The organism is Streptomyces sp. NPDC060035, assembly GCF_042736635.1.
GTDB lineage: Bacteria > Actinomycetota > Actinomycetes > Streptomycetales > Streptomycetaceae > Streptomyces.
The window spans coordinates 1-22,798 of record NZ_JBHWVO010000037.1; the positions used below are offsets into that span (position 1 = coordinate 1).

The 22,798-nt window shown below is 71.6% G+C and carries 19 protein-coding genes, 2 pseudogenes and 1 riboswitch; of the genes and pseudogenes, 8 read left to right on the forward strand and 13 right to left on the reverse strand.

Annotated features, from left to right (window positions below; translation table 11 throughout):
• From ACFWBQ_RS34690 to ACFWBQ_RS34700, 3 genes and pseudogenes are all read right to left on the reverse strand, one after another.
• Window positions 1-165 (reverse strand): annotated as a pseudogene (locus ACFWBQ_RS34690) (diaminobutyrate--2-oxoglutarate transaminase); the annotation flags it as partial.
• Window positions 166-240: 75 nt separating this feature from the next.
• Window positions 241-771: a diaminobutyrate acetyltransferase gene (ectA, locus tag ACFWBQ_RS34695; RefSeq protein ID WP_385506627.1), complete on the reverse strand. Its 531-nt coding sequence runs from the start codon at window positions 769-771 to the stop codon at window positions 241-243.
• A 336-nt stretch (window positions 772-1,107) separates the two neighbouring features.
• Window positions 1,108-2,214 carry a pyridoxal-phosphate-dependent aminotransferase family protein gene (locus tag ACFWBQ_RS34700; RefSeq protein WP_385506630.1) on the reverse strand — a complete coding sequence of 369 codons (1,107 nt, stop codon included), beginning with the start codon at window positions 2,212-2,214 and terminating at the stop codon, window positions 1,108-1,110.
• Between the two features lie 102 nt (window positions 2,215-2,316).
• Here ACFWBQ_RS34700 and ACFWBQ_RS34705 point away from each other — a divergent pair, with 102 nt between their 5' ends.
• Together ACFWBQ_RS34705 and ACFWBQ_RS34710 are read left to right on the forward strand one after the other, a co-directional pair.
• On the forward strand, window positions 2,317-3,417 hold the full coding sequence (locus ACFWBQ_RS34705) for an amidohydrolase family protein (RefSeq protein ID WP_385506635.1): 1,101 nt from the start codon (window positions 2,317-2,319) through the stop codon (window positions 3,415-3,417).
• Between the two features lie 314 nt (window positions 3,418-3,731).
• Window positions 3,732-4,853: an SCO1860 family LAETG-anchored protein gene (locus ACFWBQ_RS34710; RefSeq protein WP_385506639.1), complete on the forward strand. Its 1,122-nt coding sequence runs from the start codon at window positions 3,732-3,734 to the stop codon at window positions 4,851-4,853.
• A 91-nt stretch (window positions 4,854-4,944) separates the two neighbouring features.
• Here the strand turns inward: ACFWBQ_RS34710 and cobC are convergent, their stop codons facing one another.
• The gene (gene cobC / locus ACFWBQ_RS34715; protein WP_385506642.1) at window positions 4,945-6,468 is read right to left on the reverse strand and encodes an Rv2231c family pyridoxal phosphate-dependent protein CobC; all 1,524 of its coding nucleotides are present in this window, start codon (window positions 6,466-6,468) and stop codon (window positions 4,945-4,947) included.
• 78 nt (window positions 6,469-6,546) lie between these two features.
• Here cobC and ACFWBQ_RS34720 point away from each other — a divergent pair, with 78 nt between their 5' ends.
• Window positions 6,547-7,269, forward strand: a complete 723-nt coding sequence (locus ACFWBQ_RS34720) for a ZIP family metal transporter (RefSeq protein WP_385506645.1) — start codon at window positions 6,547-6,549, stop codon at window positions 7,267-7,269.
• Between the two features lie 20 nt (window positions 7,270-7,289).
• Here the strand turns inward: ACFWBQ_RS34720 and ACFWBQ_RS34725 are convergent, their stop codons facing one another.
• From ACFWBQ_RS34725 to ACFWBQ_RS34755, 7 genes are all read right to left on the reverse strand, one after another.
• On the reverse strand, window positions 7,290-8,636 hold the full coding sequence (locus ACFWBQ_RS34725) for a cobyrinate a,c-diamide synthase (protein WP_385506647.1): 1,347 nt from the start codon (window positions 8,634-8,636) through the stop codon (window positions 7,290-7,292).
• Complete coding sequence (cobO, locus tag ACFWBQ_RS34730) at window positions 8,630-9,229, reverse strand: cob(I)yrinic acid a,c-diamide adenosyltransferase (protein ID WP_385506649.1); 600 nt, start codon at window positions 9,227-9,229, stop codon at window positions 8,630-8,632. Before cobO ends, ACFWBQ_RS34725 begins: the two co-directional genes overlap by 7 nt.
• On the reverse strand, window positions 9,229-11,268 hold the full coding sequence (locus ACFWBQ_RS34735; RefSeq protein ID WP_385506650.1) for a putative cobaltochelatase: 2,040 nt from the start codon (window positions 11,266-11,268) through the stop codon (window positions 9,229-9,231). Before ACFWBQ_RS34735 ends, cobO begins: the two co-directional genes overlap by 1 nt.
• Window positions 11,265-13,007 (reverse strand): cobyric acid synthase, encoded by a 1,743-nt coding sequence (locus ACFWBQ_RS34740; protein WP_385506652.1) that lies wholly within the window; start codon window positions 13,005-13,007, stop codon window positions 11,265-11,267. The genes ACFWBQ_RS34735 and ACFWBQ_RS34740 overlap by 4 nt, the downstream gene beginning before the upstream one ends.
• On the reverse strand, window positions 13,004-13,951 hold the full coding sequence (locus ACFWBQ_RS34745) for a cobalamin biosynthesis protein (protein WP_385506654.1): 948 nt from the start codon (window positions 13,949-13,951) through the stop codon (window positions 13,004-13,006). The genes ACFWBQ_RS34740 and ACFWBQ_RS34745 overlap by 4 nt, the downstream gene beginning before the upstream one ends.
• A gap of 129 nt (window positions 13,952-14,080) precedes the next feature.
• A riboswitch (cobalamin riboswitch) is annotated at window positions 14,081-14,208 on the reverse strand.
• 162 nt (window positions 14,209-14,370) lie between these two features.
• Window positions 14,371-14,592: a hypothetical protein gene (locus ACFWBQ_RS34750; RefSeq protein ID WP_385506655.1), complete on the reverse strand. Its 222-nt coding sequence runs from the start codon at window positions 14,590-14,592 to the stop codon at window positions 14,371-14,373.
• Between the two features lie 12 nt (window positions 14,593-14,604).
• Complete coding sequence (locus ACFWBQ_RS34755) at window positions 14,605-15,867, reverse strand: anion permease (RefSeq protein ID WP_385506657.1); 1,263 nt, start codon at window positions 15,865-15,867, stop codon at window positions 14,605-14,607.
• A 280-nt stretch (window positions 15,868-16,147) separates the two neighbouring features.
• On the opposite strand from ACFWBQ_RS34755, the gene ACFWBQ_RS34760 reads away from it, so the two are divergent.
• The 3 genes from ACFWBQ_RS34760 to ACFWBQ_RS34770 all read left to right on the forward strand — a co-directional run bounded on the left by ACFWBQ_RS34760 (window position 16,148) and on the right by ACFWBQ_RS34770 (window position 19,499).
• Entirely contained in the window at window positions 16,148-16,807 is a 660-nt protein-coding gene (locus ACFWBQ_RS34760; protein ID WP_385506658.1) for a class II aldolase/adducin family protein, read from the forward strand.
• Window positions 16,808-16,875: 68 nt separating this feature from the next.
• Entirely contained in the window at window positions 16,876-18,006 is a 1,131-nt protein-coding gene (locus ACFWBQ_RS34765; protein WP_385506661.1) for an alpha/beta hydrolase, read from the forward strand.
• A 185-nt stretch (window positions 18,007-18,191) separates the two neighbouring features.
• Window positions 18,192-19,499, forward strand: coding sequence for a hypothetical protein (locus ACFWBQ_RS34770; RefSeq protein ID WP_385506733.1), 1,308 nt, complete (start codon window positions 18,192-18,194; stop codon window positions 19,497-19,499).
• Window positions 19,500-19,529: 30 nt separating this feature from the next.
• Here ACFWBQ_RS34770 and ACFWBQ_RS34775 read toward each other — a convergent pair whose 3' ends face one another.
• Together ACFWBQ_RS34775 and ACFWBQ_RS34780 are read right to left on the reverse strand one after the other, a co-directional pair.
• Window positions 19,530-19,940, reverse strand: a complete 411-nt coding sequence (locus tag ACFWBQ_RS34775) for a VOC family protein (RefSeq protein ID WP_385506734.1) — start codon at window positions 19,938-19,940, stop codon at window positions 19,530-19,532.
• Window positions 19,941-20,046: 106 nt separating this feature from the next.
• Window positions 20,047-20,331 (reverse strand): annotated as a pseudogene (locus ACFWBQ_RS34780) (hypothetical protein); the annotation flags it as partial.
• A 255-nt stretch (window positions 20,332-20,586) separates the two neighbouring features.
• Between ACFWBQ_RS34780 and ACFWBQ_RS34785 the strand changes: the two are divergent.
• Both ACFWBQ_RS34785 and ACFWBQ_RS34790 read left to right on the forward strand, forming a co-directional pair.
• Complete coding sequence (locus ACFWBQ_RS34785) at window positions 20,587-22,185, forward strand: ABC-F family ATP-binding cassette domain-containing protein (protein WP_385506664.1); 1,599 nt, start codon at window positions 20,587-20,589, stop codon at window positions 22,183-22,185.
• 366 nt (window positions 22,186-22,551) lie between these two features.
• The gene (locus tag ACFWBQ_RS34790; protein WP_018518904.1) at window positions 22,552-22,773 is read left to right on the forward strand and encodes a helix-turn-helix domain-containing protein; all 222 of its coding nucleotides are present in this window, start codon (window positions 22,552-22,554) and stop codon (window positions 22,771-22,773) included.
• Window positions 22,774-22,798 lie beyond the last annotated feature (25 nt).

Here is a 22,798-nt window from a genome sequence, read left to right on the forward strand (position 1 = left end):
GAGCGATCCGGCACCGGCGAAGAAGTCCAGGTACGAGTGTCCGTCCTCGTCCGTCAACCGGGCGCCCTGCGCACGGTCGAACACTGCGGGCCAGCTGCGGCAGTAGCTCCGTACTTCCGACTCCAGGGTCTCGAAGACACTCAGGGCGGGCGGGGTGATGGTCACAGCGAATCTCCTGCTCGAGGGGGGTGTGACGGGCGGCGGGTGAGGCATGCCCCGGGCGGGGGGCGGGTTCAGTCCCTACGCGTGGAGCGGACCGATGCGGTACAGCACCTCCGGCAGGTGTGTTCCCTCGGGGAACAGCCCGCCGTCGAAGAGCACCTCGTGCTCCAGGGGCACGTCGTGGCGCTGTGCGAAGGAGGTGAACAGCCGGTCGGACGCGGTGTTGTCCGGGGTGATGGTCGTCTCGACCGAATCCAGGCCCTGGTTGGCGGCGACACGCGCGGTCAGGGCGTCCAGCAGCGTGGCGGCCAGTCCCTTCCCGCGGTGGGCGTGGTCGACGGCCACCTGCCAGACGACGAGCGTCTCGGGGCGGTCGGGGCGGATGTATCCCGTCACGAAGGCGATCGGCTCGCCGTTCTCGTCGCGCGCGACCACGGAGGTCGCCGCGAAGTCACGGCACCACAGCAGGTAGCTGTACGAGGAGTTGAGGTCCAGGACCTCGGAGTCGCGGGCAATTCGCCAGATCGCGGCTCCGTCCTCCACTCGCGGGGTGTCGATCCTAAGGAATTCGCTTCGGGCACGTGCAAAGTCTGCTGGTGCTGCGGTCATGCGAATTGAATTTACCCAGCAAAAATCAAAATTGCATCGACGCAGGGGGTTGGGCGAGAGGTCTTGCTGTGTTATCACGCGGGCGCGATCCGAGCCGGAAAGGAGGGCGTTTTCTCACCCTTTGACCGGAATTTATCCGGCATAACGCAGTCTCTGTGGAGTCGGTCACAGGGTCGTAACTCTCGTGACACGCGTTCGGATTGCGCAGGTGGACCACGTGGGAACTGGGGTGTTTAGGGAAGGGGAAAGCGGGCAGAAGATTGCGGGGAGCTGCTCTCGATAAAGCAGCTCCCCTTATTCATTTATTTAACCGGCCGACTGTGGAGCCGATTGAATTCAGCGACCCGGCCAGGTTTCCGATACGGCCCTGCGGGCAGCCTCGGGGTCGGCCGTCCGGCGGGCGCCGGCCAGCGCGGCACCCAGAGCGGCGAGCGAGGACTGCACCGCGCCCGGCGATGCGTCCACGCCGTAGTGGTTGACCCGGATCATCTCCTTGGACAGTGCGCCGCCGCCCGCGATCAGCGGCAGCGAAGGATCGGCCGCGAGCGCCCGCTCGACCAGGGCGGCTGCGTCGACACCCTCCGGGGTGCGCAGCGTCGTGGCGACCGGCGCCGCGTCACGGGCGTCGTGGACGTACGGCTCCAGCCCGCCGCCGAGCGCCAGGACGCCCGCCCGGGTCGCCGCCGCGGCCGAGGCGTGCCGGGCCGTCAGGGTGTCCAGGCCCTCGGCCTCGATCCGCTCCAGACAAGCCTCCAGCGCCAGCATCTCCAGCTGCGCGGGAGCGTGCAGCAGTGCCTTGCGCCCACCGTCGATCCAGCGCGTCTTCCAGTCCAGGAGGGAGAGGTAGGAGTGCCGCGGGGCCTGCGGGTTGGCCGCGATCCGCTTCCAGGCCCGCTCGCTCACCGACACCGCCGACACCCCGGCCGGGCCGCCCATCGCCTTCTGGGCGCCGATGACACACAGATCCACGCCCCAGACATCCGGCAGCAGCGGCTCCGCCCCCACCGACGCGACGGCGTCCAGCATGAACAGTGCGCCGTGGGCCCGGACCACCTCACCGATCTCCGTGACCGGGTTGGTGTTGCCGGTCGCGGCTTCGGCGTGCACCAGTGACACGAAGTCGATCTCCGGGCGTGCGGCCAGTGCCTGTGCGACCTGTTCGGCGGTGACCGCCATGTGGAAGGGCACCGCGAGATCGACGACATCGGCGCCGCAGTCGCGCAGCCAGTTCCCGAAGGTCTGGCCGTAGGGGCCCGTGATGATGTTCAGTGCGGTCGAACCGGGCCCGGCCCCGCCCCGGATGCAGCCTTCGAGGGGCAGCAGCGCCTCGCCTTGCATGATGACGACGTCCTGCTCGGTGGCGAGGAGGCCGGCCACCCGCCGCTCGATCGCCGCGAAACGAGCAGCGGTGAGCGGGGGAAGGTCGAGGAAGGGGTGTGTCACGGTGGTGCTCTCTTCGAATCGGTCCAGCTGCGGTCAGCGCGTGCGTCGAGGGTACCCAGCGCGCCCTGGAGCCCTTGTCCCCCGCCTCGTACAGTGCCTCCCATGAATGATCACGAGGTGGCGCCGGTGCTGCGGATCGAGGGGCGGGTGCTCGTCGGCCCCGACGACGTCAGGGACGGGCTCTGGGCCGTCGACGGGCGGATCACCTACGAGCGGCCGCCGGGCGCGGACGACGCGGTGACCGTCACCGGCTGGGCCCTGCCCGGTCTCGTCGACGCGCACTGCCATGTCGGCCTCGACCACCACGGGCCCGTCGACGCGGCGACCAGCGAGAAGCAGGCCCTCACCGACCGGGAGGCCGGCACGCTGCTCATCCGGGACGCCGGATCGCCCTCCGACACCCGGTGGATCGACGACCGCGAGGACCTGCCGAAGATCATCAGGGCAGGCCGTCACATTGCCAGGACCCGCCGGTACATCAGGAACTTCGCCCATGAGATCGAGCCCGGTGACCTGGTCGCGTACGTCGCACAGGAGGCGAAGCGCGGTGACGGCTGGGTGAAGCTGGTCGGCGACTGGATCGACCGCGACGCCGGGGATCTGACCGCATGCTGGCCGCGCGGCGAGGTCGAGGCCGCCATCGCCGAGGCGCACCGCCTCGGGGCCCGGGTCACCGCTCACTGCTTCGCCGAGGCCGCCCTGCGCGACCTGGTGGAGGCCGGGATCGACTGCATCGAGCATGCGACGGGGCTGACCGAGGACACCATTCCGCTCTTCGCGGAGCGTGGCGTGGCGATCGTCCCGACGCTGGTCAACATCGCCACGTTCCCCGATCTCGCGGCGGGCGGCGAGGCCAAGTTCCCCCAGTGGTCCGCGCACATGCGGCAGTTGTACGAGCGCCGCTACGACACCGTGCGTGCGGCGTACGACGCGGGCATCCCGGTCTTCGTCGGCACGGACGCGGGCGGTTCGCTGGCCCACGGCCTGGTGGCGGCGGAGGTCGCCGAACTGGTGAAGGCGGGCATCCCGCCCCTCGAGGCACTCTCCGCGACGGCCTGGGGGGCGCGGCAGTGGCTCGGCCGGCCGGTGCTGGAGGAGGGGGCTCCGGCGGATCTGGTGGTGTACGACGAGGACCCGCGGGCGGACGTGCGCGTGCTGGCGGAGCCGCGGCGGGTGGTGCTCAACGGGCGGGTGATCGACTGACCGGCCGGGGTGGTGCCGTGTTGACCGGCAGTGACCCGGTCGTCGCCCACTCGTTGAAGCACCCCGGTGCGTTCTTGGGCTCGGTCGGTGACCGCGCCGCCCGCGCTCGGCGAAACGAGTGACTCCGGGGAACTCCTGTGCCGGAATATTCGAATGTGTACACGAAAACCCCCCTTTGGAGTGAACTGACGCCAGGTGTCTGTCAGTTCACCCTCTGTGCGTAAAGATTCACGGAGTCGAGGTCCTCGGCGCACGCGATGTCCCCCATTGACGGCGCCGGAGGGCTCCATGTCTCTTGTGGGGGTTCCACCATCTTGAACAGCAACACCTTCCGTCTGGCTGCCCTGGCGGTCGCTGCCGCGCCCGTCGCACTGCTGGTCGCCGTCCCCGCACAGGCCGCCACCGGGACGGCACCGGCCACCCCGGACGGCCACGGAAAGGCGAGCGCGGTCGTGCTCCGCGCCGCACTCGATGTCTCGCTCCTGAACAAGTCGGTCGAGGTACCGCTCAAGGCCACGCTGAACGAGGTGCAGGCACCGGCGAGTGCAGAGAAGACCGCGCTCAGCGTGGAGCTCGACGGAGCGGAGCGGGGGCGCCCGGTCCACGTGCTGAAGGCCGATGTGGCCACCGCGAACGCAACCGTCGACAGGCGCAGGGCCGAGGGGTACACCAACGTCGTGAAGGCTCGGGTGCACGTGCCGGGACTGCCACGGCTCTCGCTCATCGAGATCGAGAAGGTCACCTCCAAGGCGGTCTGTGAGGTGGGGAAGAAGCCGGTCGCGGAGTCGAACGTGCTGGGGCATGTCTCGGTGCTCGGCAAGCGGATCAGGCTGACCTCGGGCGGTCCGACGAAGGTCGAGGTGCCGGGCGTCGGCGAGGTGACCCTCGATCTGTCGAAGACCCGCACCACCTCACGGACGGCCGCCGCGACGGCGCTGCAGCTGCGCGTGTCCGTGAACCCGCTCAAGCTCAACGTCGCCGATGTGCAGGGAGAGGTCACGCTGGCCGAGGCGACGTGCGAGACACCGAAGGGCACGGGCGGCTCGGAGGACGGCGGTGCCAGTGACGGCGGTTCGGACAACGGCGGTTCGGGCGACGGAGGTTCGGACAACGGCGGTTCGGACAACGGCGGTTCGGGCGACGGAGGTTCGCAGGACGGCGGTTCCACCGCCGGCACCGGCGGATCGACGGGCGGCACCGGCGGATCGACCGGCGGTGACGGAGGATCCGGCGACACCGGCAGCACGGGCGACAAGGGCGATGCCGTCGACGTGAAGCCCCAGACCGGCTCCGACGCGGTCCAGGCATCCGGGAGCGGCGACCTCGCCGAGACCGGCTCCAGCTCCTCGACCCCGTACGTCGCAGGCGGCGCGGCCCTTCTGCTGGCGGTCGGCGCCGGTGCCACAATCGTCGCCCGCAGGCGCGCCGGGAGCTGAGCCGCCGAGGGGGACCTGGGGGCGGGGCGGGAAGCGGCGTTCGTGTGACGGAACACCGCTCCCCGCCCCGTGGGCGAAGCCCCCGTGTCCGTCAGCCGGCAGTTCTCCGGGGCAGCCCCTGCAGCGCCAGGTCGAGCGCCTGCAGGAATCTGTTGGTCGTCACCCGGTCGCGCACGGCCAGCCGCAGCCACTCACTGCCCAGCCCGGGGAACGTGTCACCGCGTCGCGCGGCGAACCCCCGTGAGCGCAGCCTCTCCCTCACCTCGTCCGCCCGCTCCACCCGCAGGAGAACGAACGGCCCCGCGGCCGGCTCCACCACCCGTACCTCACTGAACTCCGCGAGTCCGGCCAGCAGATGTGCCCGGTCCACCACGAGACGGTCGGCCGCATCGGCCGCCTCCACCAGCGCACGCGGCTCCATGCAGGCTTCCGCCGCCGCCAGCGCGGGGGACGACACCGGCCACAGCGGCTGTGCCTCCTGCAGCAGAGCGATCGTCGCCGGATCCGCCAGCACATAGCCGATCCGCAGCCCTGCCAGACCCCAGGTCTTGGTCAGGCTCCGCAGTACGACGAGCCCGGGAACGTCCTCGCGCCCGCACAGCGCCTCCCGTTCGCCCGGGACGGCGTCCATGAACGCCTCGTCGACCACCAGCGTCCGCCCGGGCCGCGCCAGTTGCTCCAGTACGCCCGCGGGATGGAGCACGGACGTCGGGTTGGTCGGATTGCCGACCACCACCAGATCCGCGTCCTCGGGCACCGCCGACGGATCCAGCCGGAAGCCGTCCTCCGGGCGCAGCACAACCCGCCCGACCTCGTGCCCGGCCGCACGCAGCGCGGCCTCCGGCTCGGTGAACTGCGGATGCACGACGACCGGCCGCCGGGCCGGCAACGCCCGTGCGATCAGCACGAAGGCCTCGGCCGCACCCGCGGTGAGCAGGACCCGCTCCTCGGGCAGTTCGTGCCGTGCGGCCACCGCCGCGCGGGCCTGACGTCCGTCCGGATAGGCGGCCAGCGAGCCCAGCGACGCGGCTATCCGCTCCCGCAGCCAGTCCGGGGGCGTACCGGTCCGTACGTTCACGGCGAGGTCGGTCAGATCCAGGCCGCGTACTTCCGCGTCGCCGTGGTGCCGCAAGTCGGGCCCGGCGCTGTCGATGTGCTTCGTGGGGGGCAGCATGGCAGCCATGGTGAACGGCTCAGCGCCATTCGTCGACGCCGGGGTGCCGACAGAAGTCGACCAATGTGCGCTCCGGCGGGCCACCGCGCAGGTTGCCGACGCCGACCTCCGCTTCGTGACGAGGAGTTCGTCCGCACCGACAAGCGCGGCAGCCTCCGCGACCGACGGTGTGCCCACGGCGTCCTGCGGCGCCCTCGAGGGGTTCGGTACGCGGACGGCGGCCAGCACCGCGGCGGGAAACGAGCGCACCGGCACCCCGAGCCGTGCTGCCGCACCGGCGATCCCCGGTTCGTCCGCCCTCGTGTCGAGCGTGGCCAGCTCCACCACATCGGCGGCCGGCAGCCCGGCCGCGCTCAGTGCCTCCCGGATCAGCCCGAGGACCTCCTCGGCCGTGACGCCCCGGCGGGCACCGACACCGACAACGAGTGCGGTCCGGGTCATGAACTGAGTCCTTTTCACGGTGGCAGGTCAGTGCTGCCTGAGATGCGGGCCCGGGGGTGGATCGGCTAGCAAGGGCCCATGGCGGTGTTCGTCGCGCTCGGCGCGTTCCTGATGACCCTGGCGGGCGGCTGGGTCGCTCAACGCGTCACCGACCGCCGTCACCTGGTGCTCGGCCTCGCGGGCGGGCTGATGCTCGGCGTCGTCGGTCTCGATCTGCTGCCCGAAGCGGTGGAGGCCGCGGGCGGAGCGGTCTTCGGTGTCCCCGCCGCGCTGCTGCTCTTCGTGGGCGGCTTCCTGGTGGCCCATGTGGTGGAGCGTTCACTGGCCGTACGCCAGGCGGCACATGGTGCGAGCGAGGAAAGGGTGCCGCAGGTCGGGATGACGGCCGCGGCCGCGATGGTGGGCCACAGCCTGATGGACGGCATCGCGCTCGGTGCCGCCTTCCAGATCGGCGGCGGCATGGGCGCCGCCGTCGCACTCGCGGTCATCACCCATGACTTCGCCGACGGATTCAACACCTACACGATCACCAGCCTCTACGGGAACGCCCGCCGCAAGGCCCTCCTGATGCTGTACGCGGACGCCCTGGCCCCGATCGTGGGCGCGGCGACCACCCTGCTGTTCACTCTTCCGGAGGAACTGCTCGGTTGTTATCTCGGCTTCTTCGGCGGGGCGCTCCTCTACCTCGCCGCCGCCGAGATCCTGCCCGAGGCGCACCACGACCACCCGGCCCGCTCCACGCTGCTGTGCACCGTCGCCGGAGTGGGCTTCATCTGGCTGGTGGTCGGCATCGCGGAATGACCTGGGGCCTCTCGCCGTGCTCATGCGCGGCAATGCTCCACGAACCGGCGGGCCACGCCGGGCGACGCCGCCCAGTGCGTATGCAGATAGCTCGCGTGCACACCCTGCTGGACGAAGCCCTCCACCCGCCGTTCCGGCTGGTGCATGCCCCAGGCAGGGGTGGCACCGGCACCCGGCTCCAGCACGGTCCGGTGGAACTCGTGCCCGCGCAGCCGCGTCCCCGCCGCCGCCAGCACACTGTCGGACACCGCCACCGCCTGCCGGTAGCCGAGCGTCAGCCGCTCGGACATCCGGGCCGAGGCGTCCAGCACCCCGCACATCGGACGCCCGTCCAGCTCACGGGCCAGATACAGCAGCCCCGCGCACTCCGCTGCCACCGGGGCACCGGACAGGGCCAGTTCGGTCACCGCCCTGCGCAGCGGCTCGTTCGCCGACAGCTCCGGCGCGTACATCTCGGGGAAGCCGCCCCCGATGACCAGCCCCGCAGTGCCCGTGGGCAGCTTCTCGTCGCGCAGCGGGTCGAAGACCACCACATCCGCGCCCGCGGCCGTCAGCAGCTCGGCATGCTCGGCGTACGCGAATGTGAACGCGGCCCCGCCCGCCACGGCCACCACCGGCCGTACCCCCTCGACGGAATGCTGCTCCGGCTCCCACACCTCGTCGGGCAGCGCGGGCGCCGAACGGGCCAGCGCCAGCAGGGCGTCCAGATCGCAGCCCGCCCGCACCCGTTCCGCCATCGCCCGTACGGCGTCGACGGCCTCGGTCTGCCGCTCCGCCACCGGAACCAGACCCAGATGGCGTGAGGGCGTCACCACCTGCGGCGCCCGCCGCAGTGCCCCCAGCACCGGCAGGCCGGTCTCCTCGAGCGCATCCCGCAGCAGGGCCTCGTGCCGGTCGGACGCCACCTTGTTGAGGATCACCCCGCCGATCCGCACCTCCGGATCCCAGGAGGCGAATCCGTGCACCAGGGCCGCGACCGAACGGGACTGCGAGGAGGCGTCGACGACCAGGACGACGGGAGCCCGGAGCAGCTTCGACACCTGGGCGGTGGAGGCGAGTTCGCCCTGGCCCGAAGCGCCGTCGTACAGCCCCATGACGCCCTCGACGACCGCCAGGTCAGCACCGGCCGACCCGTGCGCGAACAACGGGGCGATCAGCTCAGGACCGCACATGTACGCGTCCAGATTGCGCCCCGGGCGGCCGGTGGCCAGCGCGTGGTACCCCGGGTCGATGTAGTCGGGGCCCACCTTGTGCGGGGACACGGCGAGGCCGCGCCCCGTGAAGGCCGCCATCAGCCCCGTGGCGACCGTGGTCTTGCCGCTGTTGGAGGCCGGTGCAGCAATGACCAGACGAGGAACACTCACCACTCGATGCCCCTCTGGCCCTTCTGGCCTGCGTCCATCGGGTGCTTGACCTTCGACATGTCGGTCACCAGATCGGCGGCCTCGATCAGCTTCCGGGGAGCGTTGCGCCCGGTGATCACGACATGCTGCGTCCCCGGGCGGTCGCGCATCACCTCGACGACCTCGTCGGTGTCGATCCAGCCCCAGTGCATCGGATAGGCGAACTCGTCGAGCACGTACAGCTTGTACGTCTCCGCCGCCAGGTCACGCTTGACCTGCTCCCAGCCCTCGCGGGCCTTCTCCTCGTTGTCCAGCTGGTTGTCCCTCTGGACCCACGACCAGCCCTCGCCCATCTTGTGCCAGTCGACGGTGCCGCCCTCGCCGCTCGCCCCGAGCACCTTCAGCGCGTTCTCCTCGCCGACCTTCCACTTCGCCGACTTCACGAACTGGAACACCCCGATCGGCCAGCCCTGGTTCCAGGCCCGCAGCGCGAGCCCGAAGGCGGCCGTCGACTTGCCCTTGCCGATGCCCGTGTGGACGAAGAGAAGCGGACGATTGCGCCGCTGACGTGTCGTCAGCCCGTCGTCCGGCACCGATACAGGCTGTCCCTGTGGCATTACGCGGCCCTCCCGGCTGCTTGTACATCCTTGACCAGCCCGGCGATCGAGTCGGCGCGCAGTTCGTCGAGCGTGACCGCGCTGCCCCCGAGATCGCGGGCGAGCTGTGCGGCGAGCCCGAGGCGTACGAACCCCGACTCGCAGTCCACGACGACGGACGCCGTGCCCTCGGCGGCATGCAGCCGGCCGGCCCGCGCGGCCAGCGCCACCGGGTCCGGACCACCGGTCGCCCGGCCGTCCGTCACCACGACGAGCAGCGGCCGCCGGGACGGATCGCGCAGCCGCTCCACCCGCAGTACGTCGTGCGCCCTCAGCAGTCCGGCGGCCAGCGGGGTGCGCCCACCGGTCGGCAGCGACTCCAGTCGCGCCGCCGCCGCGTCCACCGACGAGGTGGGCGGCAGCACCACCTCGGCGTCCTTGCCGCGGAAGGTCACCAGGCCCACCTTGTCCCGCCGCTGGTAGGCGTCCAGCAGCAGCGACATCACGGCGCCCTTCACGGCGCTCATCCGCTGCCGGGCCGCCATCGACCCCGAGGCGTCCACCACGAAGAGCACCAGGTTCCCCTCGCGCCCCTCCCGTGTCGCCTGCCGCAGGTCGTCACGCCGTACGACGAGACCGCGACCGGACCGCCCGCGCGCCCGCTGATGCGGCGCCGCCGCCTGCACGGTCGCCGCGAGGTGCAGCTTCGTCAGCGTGCCCTCGGGCCGCCGCGCCCCGGTCGTCCGCCCGTGCTCGGTACGCGCCCGGGACCGCCGCCCGGCCGCGCCCTCGCCGAGACCGGGCACGCTGAGCATCTTCGTACGGAACGGCTCCGAGGCACGTACGGGCTGCTGTTCCCCGCCGCCGGCCGGCGCGGGCGCCTCGGGACGGCCGGTACCGGGACCGTTCTCCGCGTCGGGACCGTTCTCCGCGTCGGGACCGCTCTCCGTGCCCGGACCGCCCTCCGCGTCGGGACCGCCCCCCTGAGGAGGCAGACCACCGCCACCGGGCCCGTCGGGCTCCGGATCGTCATCGCCCCCGTCCGCGTCGTCGGCCGCGTCCCTGAGGGTGTCGTCCAGCTTGTCCTCGTCCAGCCCCGGGGCGTCGAAGGGGTTGCGGCGCCGCCGGTGGGGGAGCGCCAGGAGTGCGGCCCGGCGCACGTCCTCGGCGGTGACCTCGTCGCGCCCCGCCCACGCGGCCAGCGCGGTCGCGGTGCGGGCCATGACGATGTCGGCACGCATGCCGTCGACCTCGAACGCGGCGCACGTCGCCGCGATCTGCCGCAACACGCCGTCCCCGAGGACCACTTCGGGCAACAGGACACGCGCGGCGGCGATCCGTGCCCGCAACGCGCCCTCCTCCTGCGCCCACCGGGCGGCGAACCCGGCCGGATCGTCGTCGTACGCGAGCCGCCGCCGCACGACCTCCACCCGCTGATCGGTGTCCCGGGAGGCCGCCACCTCGACGGTCAGGCCGAAGCGGTCCAGCAACTGCGGGCGCAGCTCACCCTCTTCGGGGTTCATCGTCCCGACCAGCAGGAACCGCGCCGCATGCCGTACGGAGACGCCTTCGCGTTCGACGTACGAGGCACCCATGGCCGCCGCGTCCAGCAGCAGGTCCACCAGATGGTCGTGGAGCAGGTTGACCTCGTCCACGTAGAGGATCCCGCGATGCGCGTCGGCCAGGAGCCCCGGCTCGAAGGCCTTGACCCCCTCCGAGAGCGCCCGCTCGATGTCCAGCGCACCCACGAGGCGGTCCTCGGACGCGCCGACGGGCAGCTCCACGGTCCGAGCGGCACGCGACACGCCGGTCCCGGTCTCATGCGGACCATCGGGACACGCCGGGTCGGGCGCCACCGGATCGCACGAGAACCGGCACCCGGAGACCACGGACACCTCAGGCATGAGCGCGGCGAGCGCCCGCACGGCGGTGGACTTGGCGGTGCCCTTCTCGCCCCGCACGAGAACGCCGCCGACGGCCGGACTGACGGCGTTCAGCAACAGCCCGAGCCGCAGGTCGTCCTGCCCGACGATGGCGGTGAAGGGATACGGGGTACTCACGGTGCCTCCTCTGTCACGTGCACAACTGCTCCGGCCCCATCAGGCGTCCGCCCTGCGAGATCGAGCCCGTGGGGCGTGCGCCCCGCGTCCCGGGGCACCACATCGGATCTGTCCGGCGCTCGATGACCGGGGTCCGGGGCGGAGCCCCGGTCAAGGGTGGGGGCGGGGTGGGGAACAGAGCCCGCCGCAGGCGTCCCCGCCCCCACCACCGGCCCCTCCGCCCGCGGTGCCCCCGGCGGCACGAACGGCAGCCCGCTCGGCGCTCCCGCCTCGATCAGCCGCCACAACGCATCCGTATCCGCATGCTCCTCGACAAGATCCCCCAGCCGGTCCAGCTGCTCCTCCCGCAGCTCCGAGAAGCTCGTGTCCGGAGCCGCCACGAACCGCCGCCCGGCCGCCAGCGCCACCTCCGCCAGGAACCGGCGCCTGAACGCATCGCTCTCCAGCGACCCGTGCCAGTGCGTCCCCCACACCGAGCCCACCCGGCATCCGTCCAGGAACGGCTCACCGCCGCGCACATCGGCGACCCCGTGATGGATCTCGTACCCCTCCACCGGCTCTCCGAGCGCCGACCCGACAGGCCGGCCCAGCACCTTCTCCCGGCCGAACCGGATCCGTACCGGCAGCAGCCCGAGCCCGTCGACCAGCCCCGCCCGCGACTCCACCTCGTCCTCGATGGACTCGCCGAGCACCTGGAACCCGCCGCAGATCCCCAGCACCGGAAGCCCCTCGGCGGCCCGCCGCAGCAGCGCGTCGGCCAGCCCCCGTTCGCGCAGCCACGCCAGTGCCTTCACGGTGCCGCGGGTACCGGGCACGATCACCAGGTCCGCGTCGGCGAGCTCCTCGGCCCGGTCCACGAACCGCACCACCACACCCGGCTCGGCCGCCAGCGCGTCCACATCGGTGAAGTTCGACATCAGCGGCACGGCGCACACCGCGACCCGCAGCACGTCCTGCCCGTGCGGCGGCGCGACAACGGACTCCCGGACGGCGCCGCGCATCGACACCCGCAGCCCGTCCTCCTCGTCGATGCCGAGGCCGTGGGTGAACGGCAGCACCCCGTACGTACGGCGCCCGGTGAGCTCGTACAGCATGTCCAGGCCCGGCTCCAGCAGCGACACATCGCCGCGGAACTTGTTGACGAGGTACCCGGCGACCAGCGACTGGTCCTCGGCGCTCAGCAGCGCCGTCGTACCGAAGAACGACGCGAACACACCGCCCCGGTCGATGTCCCCGACGACCAGCACCGGGAAGCGGGCGGCCCGCGCGATACCCATGTTCACGATGTCCGTGCGCCGCAGATTGATCTCGGCCGGACTGCCCGCCCCCTCGCAGATCACGGCGTCATACGTGCCCCGGAGCTGCTCCAGGCAGTCCACGACCGTCCCGAACAGTGCTTCCTGACGGCCCCCGTGATAGCCGCGCGCACTCATCTCGCCGACCGGCTTCCCCATCAGGACCACCTGACTGGAACGGTCACCGCCGGGCTTGAGCAGCACCGGATTCATCAGGACGCTCGGCTCCACCCGGGCGGCCTGCGCCTGCATCGCCTGGGCGCGGCCGATCTCCGCATCCTCGCGGGTGACGAACGAGTTCAGCGACATGTTCTGCGCCTTGAACGGCGCGACCTTCACCCCCCGGCGCACCAGCCACCGGCAGATTCCCGCCGTGACGACGCTCTTGCCCGCGTCCGAGGTGGTTCCCGCGACCAGCAGCCCGCCGCCCTGTCCACCGCTCATGCCCGACCCTTCCGTCCTGCGGCCAGCCGCGCGGCCGCACACACGCCGAGGGCCAGCACACTCACCCGGCGCGACAGCCGCACCGCGCGTTCGATGTCCGTGACCCGCACGTCCCGGCCGCTCTCCCCGTTGAGTACGGGCCGGTGCTCGACCCGCCCGCCGTACGCGAGTGTCCCGCCGAGGCGTACGCCGAGCGCACCCGCGAACGATGCCTCCACCGGGCCCGCGTTGGGGCTCGGGTGCTTGCCCGCGTCGGCCCGCCAGGCCCGTACGGCCTCGCGCGGGCGCCCGCCGGCGGCCACGGCGAGCACGGCGGTGAGGCGGGCACCGGGCCAGCCGACCAGGTCGTCGAGCCGGGCCGAGGCCCAGCCGTAGCGCCGGTGGCGCGGCGACCTGTGGCCGACCATGGCGTCGAGGGTGTTGACGGCCCGGAACCCGACCAGGCCCGGGACACCGCCGATGGCGCCCCACACCAGAGCGCCGACGACGGCGTCGGAGGTGTTCTCGGCGACGGACTCCACCACCGCACGGGCGATCTGCTGGCCGTCGAGGGAGTACGGGTCACGGCCGCACAGATGCGGCAGCCGCTCCCGGGCCACCTCGATGTCACCTGCGGCGAGCGCACCGCCGATGGCGCGGGCCTCCCGGCCCAGCGACGTACCGCCGATGACGGACCAGGTGGCGGCGGCGGTCAGTGCCACCGCCGCGGCGGGGCGGTTGTGTACGGCACGGGCGGCCAGTGCGGCGGCGCCCGCGGCGCCTCCGGCGCAGACCAGCGCGTGCAGGGCGCCCCAGCCGCGGTGATCGCGCCACAGCCGGCTCTCGACACCTGCTGCGGCCTGCCCGAAGGCGGCGACGGGGTGGCCCCGGCGGGGATCACCGAGCAGCAGGTCGCCGATCAGACCGGCGGTGGCGCCGTACGCGAAGATGCGGTCGGCTCGCACGGTTCAGCCGGCCGTCGTGCCTCGAAGGACCTTCGCAGCGGGTGACACAGGGACCGACGCACGGCAGCCAGGCATGGCAGATGTCCTTAACTCAGGGTCCGCGCCCTGGTTCGACGTGACCGGCGACGAGAGTCTCCTGGCTTCCGGATCCGCAGTTCCCCCGGCCTTCCAGTCCGTGATGGACCGTGACTTCCGTGTGGGGGACTGCTCCCCGGTGACAGTGGCGGGACCGCGCCGGATTCGCACCGGCTTCCTCTCCTGTCGCCGTAAATGGCACCGGCAGTCCACCACGCCCCGTGAACGCCCGTCAACCTGCCGTTGACCTGCAGGAGCGCAGTGTGCGCAGACGCACATCGGGCCGGACACACAGGTGGTGTGTCCGGCCCGATGTGACGAGGCGGCGGGGAAGCGCCGGGTGGTCAGGCGACGATCAGGTAGATCCCGTAGGCGACCGCCGCCGCGCACAGCCCGAAGCAGGCGTACGCGCCGGTGCGCGCCAGCGTGAGAGATCCGCCGGCCGGAGCCGTCGACGCCTGCTTGGAGAGGCCGATGATGCCGAGGGTGAAGAGGCCGACCAGCGCGACGGTGACCACGAGGCTGACGCCGAAGACGGAGGCGAGAGCTGCCCAGTCGATGTTCATACGGATCTGTCCTTACACCGTGGCCGGTCGGGCCGGGTCGGCCGGGGTTCCGGCCGCCGGGGCCGGGGCCGGAATGGTGGTCTTGAGGTCCGGGATGCCGGAGCCGACGGGCGGCGGGCTGACGGCCGCGATGGCGGTGGTGACGACGCCCGCGGGCTCGGCGTCCGTCGCGTTGACGTTGGTGTGGTCGACGGGCTTGCGGCGCGACAGCATCCAGATGGCACCGGAGCCCGAGACGAGGAGCACGGCGACCACGCCGACACCCCAGGGGCCCTGCTTGGTGAGGAATTCCGCGCCCGCGCCGACCAGACCGGCGGCCGGCAGGGTCAGGCCCCAGGCGATGAACATGCGGGTGGCGGTGGACCAGCGGACCACGCCCCCCTTGCGTCCGAGGCCCGCGCCCATCACGGCACCGGAGCAGGACTGGGTGGTGGAGAGGGAGAAGCCGAGGTGCGAGGAGGCCAGGATGACCGTGGCCGCGCTGGTCTGGGCGGCGAAGCCCTGCGGCGGCCTGAGGTCGGTGAGGCCGCTGCCCATGGTGCGGATGATGCGCCAGCCGCCGAGGTAGGTGCCCATCGCGATGGCGAGACCGGCGGAGGCGATGACCCAGACCGGCGGGTTGGAGCCGGGGGCGAGGACGCCGCCGGTGACCAGGGCCAGGGTGATGATGCCCATCGTCTTCTGCGCGTCGTTGGTGCCGTGGGCGAGCGAGACGAGACCGGCGGAGGCGATCTGGCCGGCCCGGTACCCCTTGGCGGTCGACTTCAGCTGGGCCTCGTCGGTGATCTTCCGGTTGAGGCGGTACGTCAGCTTCGTGGCCAGCAGTGCGGCCAGACCGGCGACGAGGGGGGCTGCGATCGCGGGCAGGAGGACCTTGGTGACGACGGTGCCGCCGTTGATCGAGGACCAGCCGGCCGACATCACCGCGGCGCCGATGAGGCCGCCGAAGAGTGCGTGGGAGGAGCTGGAGGGCAGACCGACCAGCCAGGTCATCAGATTCCACAGGATGGCGCCGACGAGCGCCGCGAAGATGACCTCGGTTCTGAGGCCGTTCTCATTGATGATCCCGCCGGAGATCGTCTTGGCGACCTCCACCGACAGGAACGCGCCGACGAGGTTGAGAACGGCGGACATGGCCACCGCTGTCTTGGGCTTGAGGGCGCCGGTCGAGATGGTGGTGGCCATCGCGTTGGCGGTGTCGTGGAAACCGTTCGTGAAATCGAACACGAGAGCTGTCACGATCACGATCGCGAGCAGCAGCGTGATGTGTTCCATTTACCCAGGCAATCGTTCGACGTCAGTGGCTGTAGGAACGTAAGCAACCTGGATGAACGGAAGATGAACTGAGCAGGGCGGTGCGGTGACTCCAAGCGCGAATAGCCATTCCGCTTGTGTGCGCGCGGGGGTGGCCCCGCAGCCACGCGGCGCTGCGGGGACCGGCCGTCACCGGGTTCCGGGGCACGCACGGTCTGCCGGATTTGCCCCATTGAAGAGACTTCGGTCACGTGCTCCGCAACGGATCGGGCCGAACGGCCCGTCGACCTAGGATCTCCGCATGAGCGATCAGCATCAGGACGCGATCGAGCGGGTGTGGGACGGTGTCGTCGCGACGGCCCGCAGGACGGCTGCGGACGGGCTGGTCGTCGGTACCTCCGGCAATGTGTCGGCGCGGGTCGGCGGCGTCGTCCTGGTCACCCCCAGCGGAGTGCCCTACGACCGGCTGGGCCCCGGAGACGCGGTCGGCGTCGACCTCGCAGGCCGTCAGGTCCTCGGCGACATGACCCCGACCAGCGAGCTCCCCCTCCACCTGGCCGTCTACAACAACAGCAACGCCGCCGCCGTCGTGCACACCCACGCGGTCCACGCCACGGCCGTCTCCACCCTCGTCACCGAGGTCCCGCTCGTGCACTACGCCGCCGCCATGCTCGGCGGCCCCGTCCGCACCGCCGCCTATGCCCGGTACGGGACGCGGGAGCTCGCCGAGAACATGCTCACCGCACTGCGCGACCGCACCGGCTGCCTGCTGCAGAACCACGGAACGGTCACCTACGGGGACACCCTCGACGAGGCCTACGACCGCACGGCCCAGCTCGAATGGATGTGCAGGCTCTGGCTCACCGCGAGTTCCGTGCCCGGCCACCACCCGACCCTGCTCTCCCCGGCCCAGCTGCGAGAGGTGACGGACGCCCTGAAGGGGTACGGCCAGCCCGGCTGAGCCCGGGTCCGGTACCGGACGGCCCCTCCCCGCTGGCAGGCCGCGCCGCTGCCCAGGACACTGAAGCCGTGCGCCCGGCAACAGCGGCGGCAGCGGCCGTCACTACGATCCTCGGCGTCGGTGCGGCAGCGGTCGCGGCCGGCCGCTACGCCAGCGACGCCGCCCTCGGGGCTCCGTCACCACGTCCCTTCCCCGCCGACCGCAGACTCACCGTGCACGCCACCGCGGCCGGGCAGGTCACCCTGACCCGTTCCTTCGCCGCCCTGCGCCCCGGTACGTACGGACTGGTGGGCCGCGACGTCCACGCGGTCGTCGGCCCGGTCGTCGAGCAGGCACCGCACGACTCCGCCGACACCGTCGTGCGCAGGCTGGAACGCGTCACCCGGGGCAGCCTGGAACCGGGCGCCAAGGTCCGCATCACCCCCGAGCTCCACAGCGGCGACCCGCTCGGCGCACTCGGCCTCGCGTACAAGGAGGTCGAGATCCCCGGCGAGCTGGGCGCCCTGCCCGCCTGGTTCCTGCCCGGCGCCCGCGACACCTGGGTGATCACCGTGCACGGCCTCGGCACCACCCGGGAACACCCCATGAACGTCATGGGATTCCTGCAGGCCCAGCAGCTCCCGGTGCTCGACCTGGCCTACCGCGGTGACGCCGGAGCACCCCGTTCGCCCGACGGGCTCGGCCACCTCGGCGAGTCCGAATGGCGCGACCTCGACGCGGCCATCCGATACGCCGTGCGCTACGGGGCCGAGCGCGTCGTCGTCCACGGCTGGTCCTCCGGCGCATCGATGGCCCTGCACGCCGCCGTCAACTCCGCACTCCGCGACCGCATCAGCGGTCTCGTCCTGGACTCCCCGGTCCTGGACTGGAAGGTCACCCTGCGTGCCCTGGCCGTTGCCCGCGGCATCCCCGCCGCGCTCCTGCCTCTTGCCGTCAGGGCCGCCCAGGGCCAGACCGGACTGCACGGCGCCCGGCTGCTGGACACCTCCGTGCCGACCGCCCTGCACGCCCCGACACTGATCTTCCACGGCCCCGACGACACCCTGGCCCCCTGGCAGCCCTCCCAGGAACTGGCCGCGCGACGTCCCGACCTGGTCACCCTGCACCCCGTGGCGCAGGCTCCGCATGCGGCGATGTGGAATGCCGATCCGGCACGCTACGAAGAGGCCCTCCGGCGCTTCCTCACGCCCCTGATGTGAGCTGATGGGAGGGATCGGCCCGGTTGGTGACCGGGGCCGAAGCCCTCCCGTAGCCATGGGATCCGGCTTCCGTTTGGGCTTTCGGGCCGTCAGAGGCAAGACTGCTCCCCGTGACGTCCCGTACCCCGCGCGACTCCAGGCTGCGACTTGTCCGCCCGCGACCCCTTGCCACCGCCCGCAAGGCCGTGACCACCCGGCGCACCAGGCCGGCCCCCCGCCCACCCGAGGGCACACCGCCCCCTGCGGAACTGGCACGCCAGGCCAGGGCCGTGCTGGCCCACGCCGTGCGGATCGCCCACTGGGCCGCCGACGGCGCGAGCCCGGGGGCGGCCCCGCTCGCCACCCATGCCCTGGAACGGGCCGCGGCGGCGCTGGAACTGTCCCCGGCTCAGATACAGACCGGCTGGGACCGGGCCAGGCTTGCCGGGCTGATCGAACTCCACGGCGACACCGCGCGCCCCGGCTGGAGGCTGCGCGCCTGGGACCGGGACGACTCCGCCGTGCTGCGCGGCTGGGTGGCGCTCTTCGACGCCTGGTCGCTCGTCCACGCCGCACCCGAAGGCATCGAGGCCACCGCGGTCGCCGAAGCCGTCGAGGCGGTACCCCAGGTGCTCTCGCTCCTGCAGCTCTCGGCCGGCTCCGTCACCGTGCCCGCGCTCCTGGACCTCCTCGGCCAGCGCGTCGCGGAACTCCACGAGGAGCGGTGCGAAGTGCCGTACGGGCCGCCGCAGCAGCCCGCCCCCGGCAGCCCCGCCGACGGGCAGCCCGAGGACCTGAACGCGCTCCTGCTCGACTGGGCCCTCGAAGGCCTCGCCGCCGTCGGCGCGCTCACGCTCGGAGCCGGACACGCCACGCTCACCCCCCTGGGCAACTGGGCGGTCTGGGTCAAGCTGGAACAGATCTGCGTCGCCGCCCAGAGCCCGGCCGGAAACATCGAGCAGTCCGCTGCCGACATGCTGCTCGGCTGCGCTCGGCTCACCCCCGGACCTGCCCGCGCCGAATACCGGGCCTGGCTCGCCGCCCGGACCGTCGGCAGCGCAGTGACCGAACTGCTCGCCGTCGCCCGGGGCGAGGACGCCCTGCTGCGCGGTCTCGCCTTCGAGGCGCTGCGTGTCGTCGGCGCTCCCGCGGAGCCCGTGGTGCGCACCGTCGTCACCGAACCGCCGCTTCGTCCCTACGCCCTGCTCTGGCTCGCCGAGTACGAGGGCGCCGACCCGGACGACGCCCAGGACGTCCTCAGCCGTGAGGAAGCCACCTGGCTCTGGATCGACACCGCCGCGGCGGTCGCGGATCACGGCGAGACCGGGCTCCTGGTCCGCCACCTCGACTCCGCCGTCCAGGGCACGGTCCCGGCTCTGCTCGACGAGGTCCGTGCCGTCGGACACCCGCGCACCGTGCAGGTGCTGGTCGCTCTGGCCGCCGCCCACCCGGACCCGGCCCTCGCCAAGGCCGTACGCCGGGCGGCCTTCCAGGTGCACACCGGCGGTACCTGAGCACGGAACGCGGAGCTCCGGGGGAGGCGGTCAGCCCGCCGACCCCGGGGCGTACGTCCCGAAGCTCCAGACGTTGCCCTCCGCGTCCCGCGCCACGTAGTCACGCGAGCCGTAGTCCTGGTCGGTGGGCGGCATCAGGATCTCCACGCCGTGCTCCACGGCCCTCGCATGGTGCTCGTCCACCTCGTCCACCACGACGTACACCCCGGAGGGTCCCGCCCCCGCCATCGCCTTGGCGAAAACGCCTTCGCGTCCCCTGGAGCCGAGCATCACCCTGCCGTTGCCGCAGGACAGCTCGGCATGCAGCACGCTGCCGTCCTTCCCCTCGTAGACCGCTTCCTCCGTGAAACCCAGGGCCTGGGTCAGCGTCCTGATCGCGGCCTTCGCGTCGTCGTACAGAATCGTCGGGTAGATCGTCGGTACACCGCCCGTGCCTGCCATGGCGCTCACCCTCTCCTTTTCCCACCGGTTTGCTGTGATCTGCGTCTCAGTCTTCCATCGGGCACCGACAACGCGCCCCGGGGGCGGCGGTTCAACGGAGCGTGTCGCTGTTGACCACCGCCACGGTCCGGCAGTCGTCCTTCGTGTTCGCGTCCTCGCCCGTCAGGCAGCTCTGCTGGACCTGGGCGGCGGACGACGTGGTCGCGGTCGTGTCGGGGTCGCCCGAGGAGAGTCCGAGCTGGTCCGGGCCGACGCCGAAGAAGTGCCCCAGGAGCAGCGCGACGACGCCGATGATGCCGCCGCCCACGGTGGCCCTGCCGCCCGGGATCCGGCTGCCGCGCACATCCTGGACCTCGGACGTGTCCAGGTCGGCGTCGTCGTCGAACTGCATGGGGCGGACCACCCTCTGCTCCGGCTGTGGCACGGCACCCTTGCCGTCCTGCGCCGCGTATCGGCCAGTACGGCATGGGATGCCCCCTTGTGCCACGTGTCGTTGTGGTGCGGTGACAGGCGGGAGCACGCGGAAAAGCGGGTGGACACCGCCAGTAGAATGAGCTCCATGGCAATTCTCCTTGTGCATTAGACGGCGTCGAGTCGTGAGTCCGTTACCGTCCCTCCGCCGTCCATACCGCCCTGGAGTTTTTCCGTGATCACCGCTTCCGGCATCGAGTTGCGCGCCGGCGCCCGCATGCTTATCGAGTCCGCCTCCTTCCGTATCGCCAAGGGCGACCGCATCGGCCTGGTCGGCCGTAACGGAGCGGGCAAGACCACCCTCACCAAGTGCCTCGCCGGCGAAGGAACCCCGGCCGGCGGCACCATCACGCGCAGCGGTGAGGTCGGCTACCTCCCGCAGGACCCGCGCACCGGCGACCTCGAGATCCTGGCCCGCGACCGCATCCTCTCCGCCCGCGGACTCGACGAGATCCTGCGCAAGATGCGTGAGAACGAGGAGCGGATGGCGAACGGCCAGGGCGCCACCCGCGACAAGGCGATGAAGAAGTACGAACGCCTGGAGACGGAGTTCCTCACCAAGGGCGGATACGCCGCCGAGGCCGAGGCCGCCACCATCGCCGCCGCGCTCAGCCTGCCCGACCGGGTGCTCGGCCAGCCCCTGCATACGCTCTCCGGTGGTCAGCGCCGCCGTGTCGAGCTCGCCCGCATTCTGTTCTCGGACGCCGACACCCTGCTCCTGGACGAGCCCACCAACCACCTGGACGCGGACTCGATCGTCTGGCTGCGTGACTACCTCAAGACCTACCGCGGCGGTTTCATCGTGATCTCCCACGATGTCGATCTCGTCGAGACGGTGGTCAACAAGGTCTTCTACCTCGACGCCAACCGTTCGCAGATCGACGTGTACAACATGGGCTGGAAGCTCTACCAGCAGCAGCGCGAGGCGGACGAGAAGCGCCGCAAGCGCGAGCGGCAGAACGCGGAGAAGAAGGCCGCGACACTCAACGCGCAGGCCGACAAGATGCGCGCCAAGGCCACCAAGACCGTCGCCGCGCAGAACATGGCCAAGCGCGCCGACCGGCTGCTCTCGGGTCTGGAGGCCGTGCGGGTCTCCGACAAGGTCGCCAAGCTGCGCTTCCCCGATCCCTCGCCGTGCGGCAAGACCCCGCTGATGGCCGAGGGGCTGTCCAAGTCCTACGGTTCGCTCGAGATCTTCACCGACGTCGACCTGGCCATCGACAAGGGCTCCCGGGTCGTCATCCTCGGCCTCAACGGCGCAGGAAAGACCACGCTGCTGCGCCTCCTCGGCGGCGCCGAGAAGCCCGACACGGGCGACATCATCGAGGGGCACGGGCTCAAGCTCGGCTACTACGCCCAGGAGCACGAGACCCTCGACCCGGATCGCACCGTCCTGGAGAACATGCGCTCCGCGGCGCCCGACCTCGACCTCGTCGCGGTCCGCAAGACGCTCGGCTCGTTCCTCTTCTCAGGCGACGACGTCGACAAGCCCGCCGGGGTGCTCTCCGGCGGTGAGAAGACCCGGCTCGCCCTGGCGACGCTGGTCGTCTCGTCCGCCAATGTGCTGCTCCTGGACGAGCCGACGAACAACCTCGACCCGGCCAGCCGCGAGGAGATCCTGGGGGCGCTGCGCACGTACAAGGGTGCGGTCGTGCTCGTCACCCACGACGAGGGCGCGGTCGAGGCGCTCCAGCCGGAGCGGATCATCCTGCTGCCCGACGGTGTCGAGGACCTCTGGGGTGCGGACTACCGGGACCTGGTCGCCCTGGCCTGATCCCGGGGGACCGGTCGCCCGGGCAAGATCCCGCTGCGATTCCCGCGATCCACTGCGTATGGATCATTCGGCCTACGTGTGATCCATCATCTGGGTGAGCGGGTCTCGTACTCCGGCGCGGCGCCCGGCAGATGCCTGCCGGGCGCACCCATTTCGGGTGACTCGCCCCGTACGGCCCTGACCTGGGCGTTCTTCCGGACGGTCGCCCCATGGTCCTCCGGAATCCCTCGGAATACTGGATTCCGCTTGTGTCTCCCCGCTCCAGGACCCGGAAACCGGTCGTACGGACCTTGCCGAATGGGTGGCCAGGAAGCCCAGGAGGGGTGATCATGAGAGTCCAGAGCGCACTTCCTTGAGGAGGCACGGGTGGCCGAGACTCTGAAGAAGGGCAGCCGGGTAACCGGCGCCGCGCGCGACAAGCTCGCGGCAGACCTGAAGAAGAAGTATGACTCCGGTGCGAGCATCCGGGCGTTGGCCGAGGAAACCGGCCGCTCCTACGGGTTCGTCCACCGGATGCTCAGTGAGTCCGGAGTCACGCTGCGAGGACGTGGCGGAGCGACTCGAGGCAAGAAGGCCGCTACGGCCTGACGGCGGGCAGCGGTCCGGGGCAGGC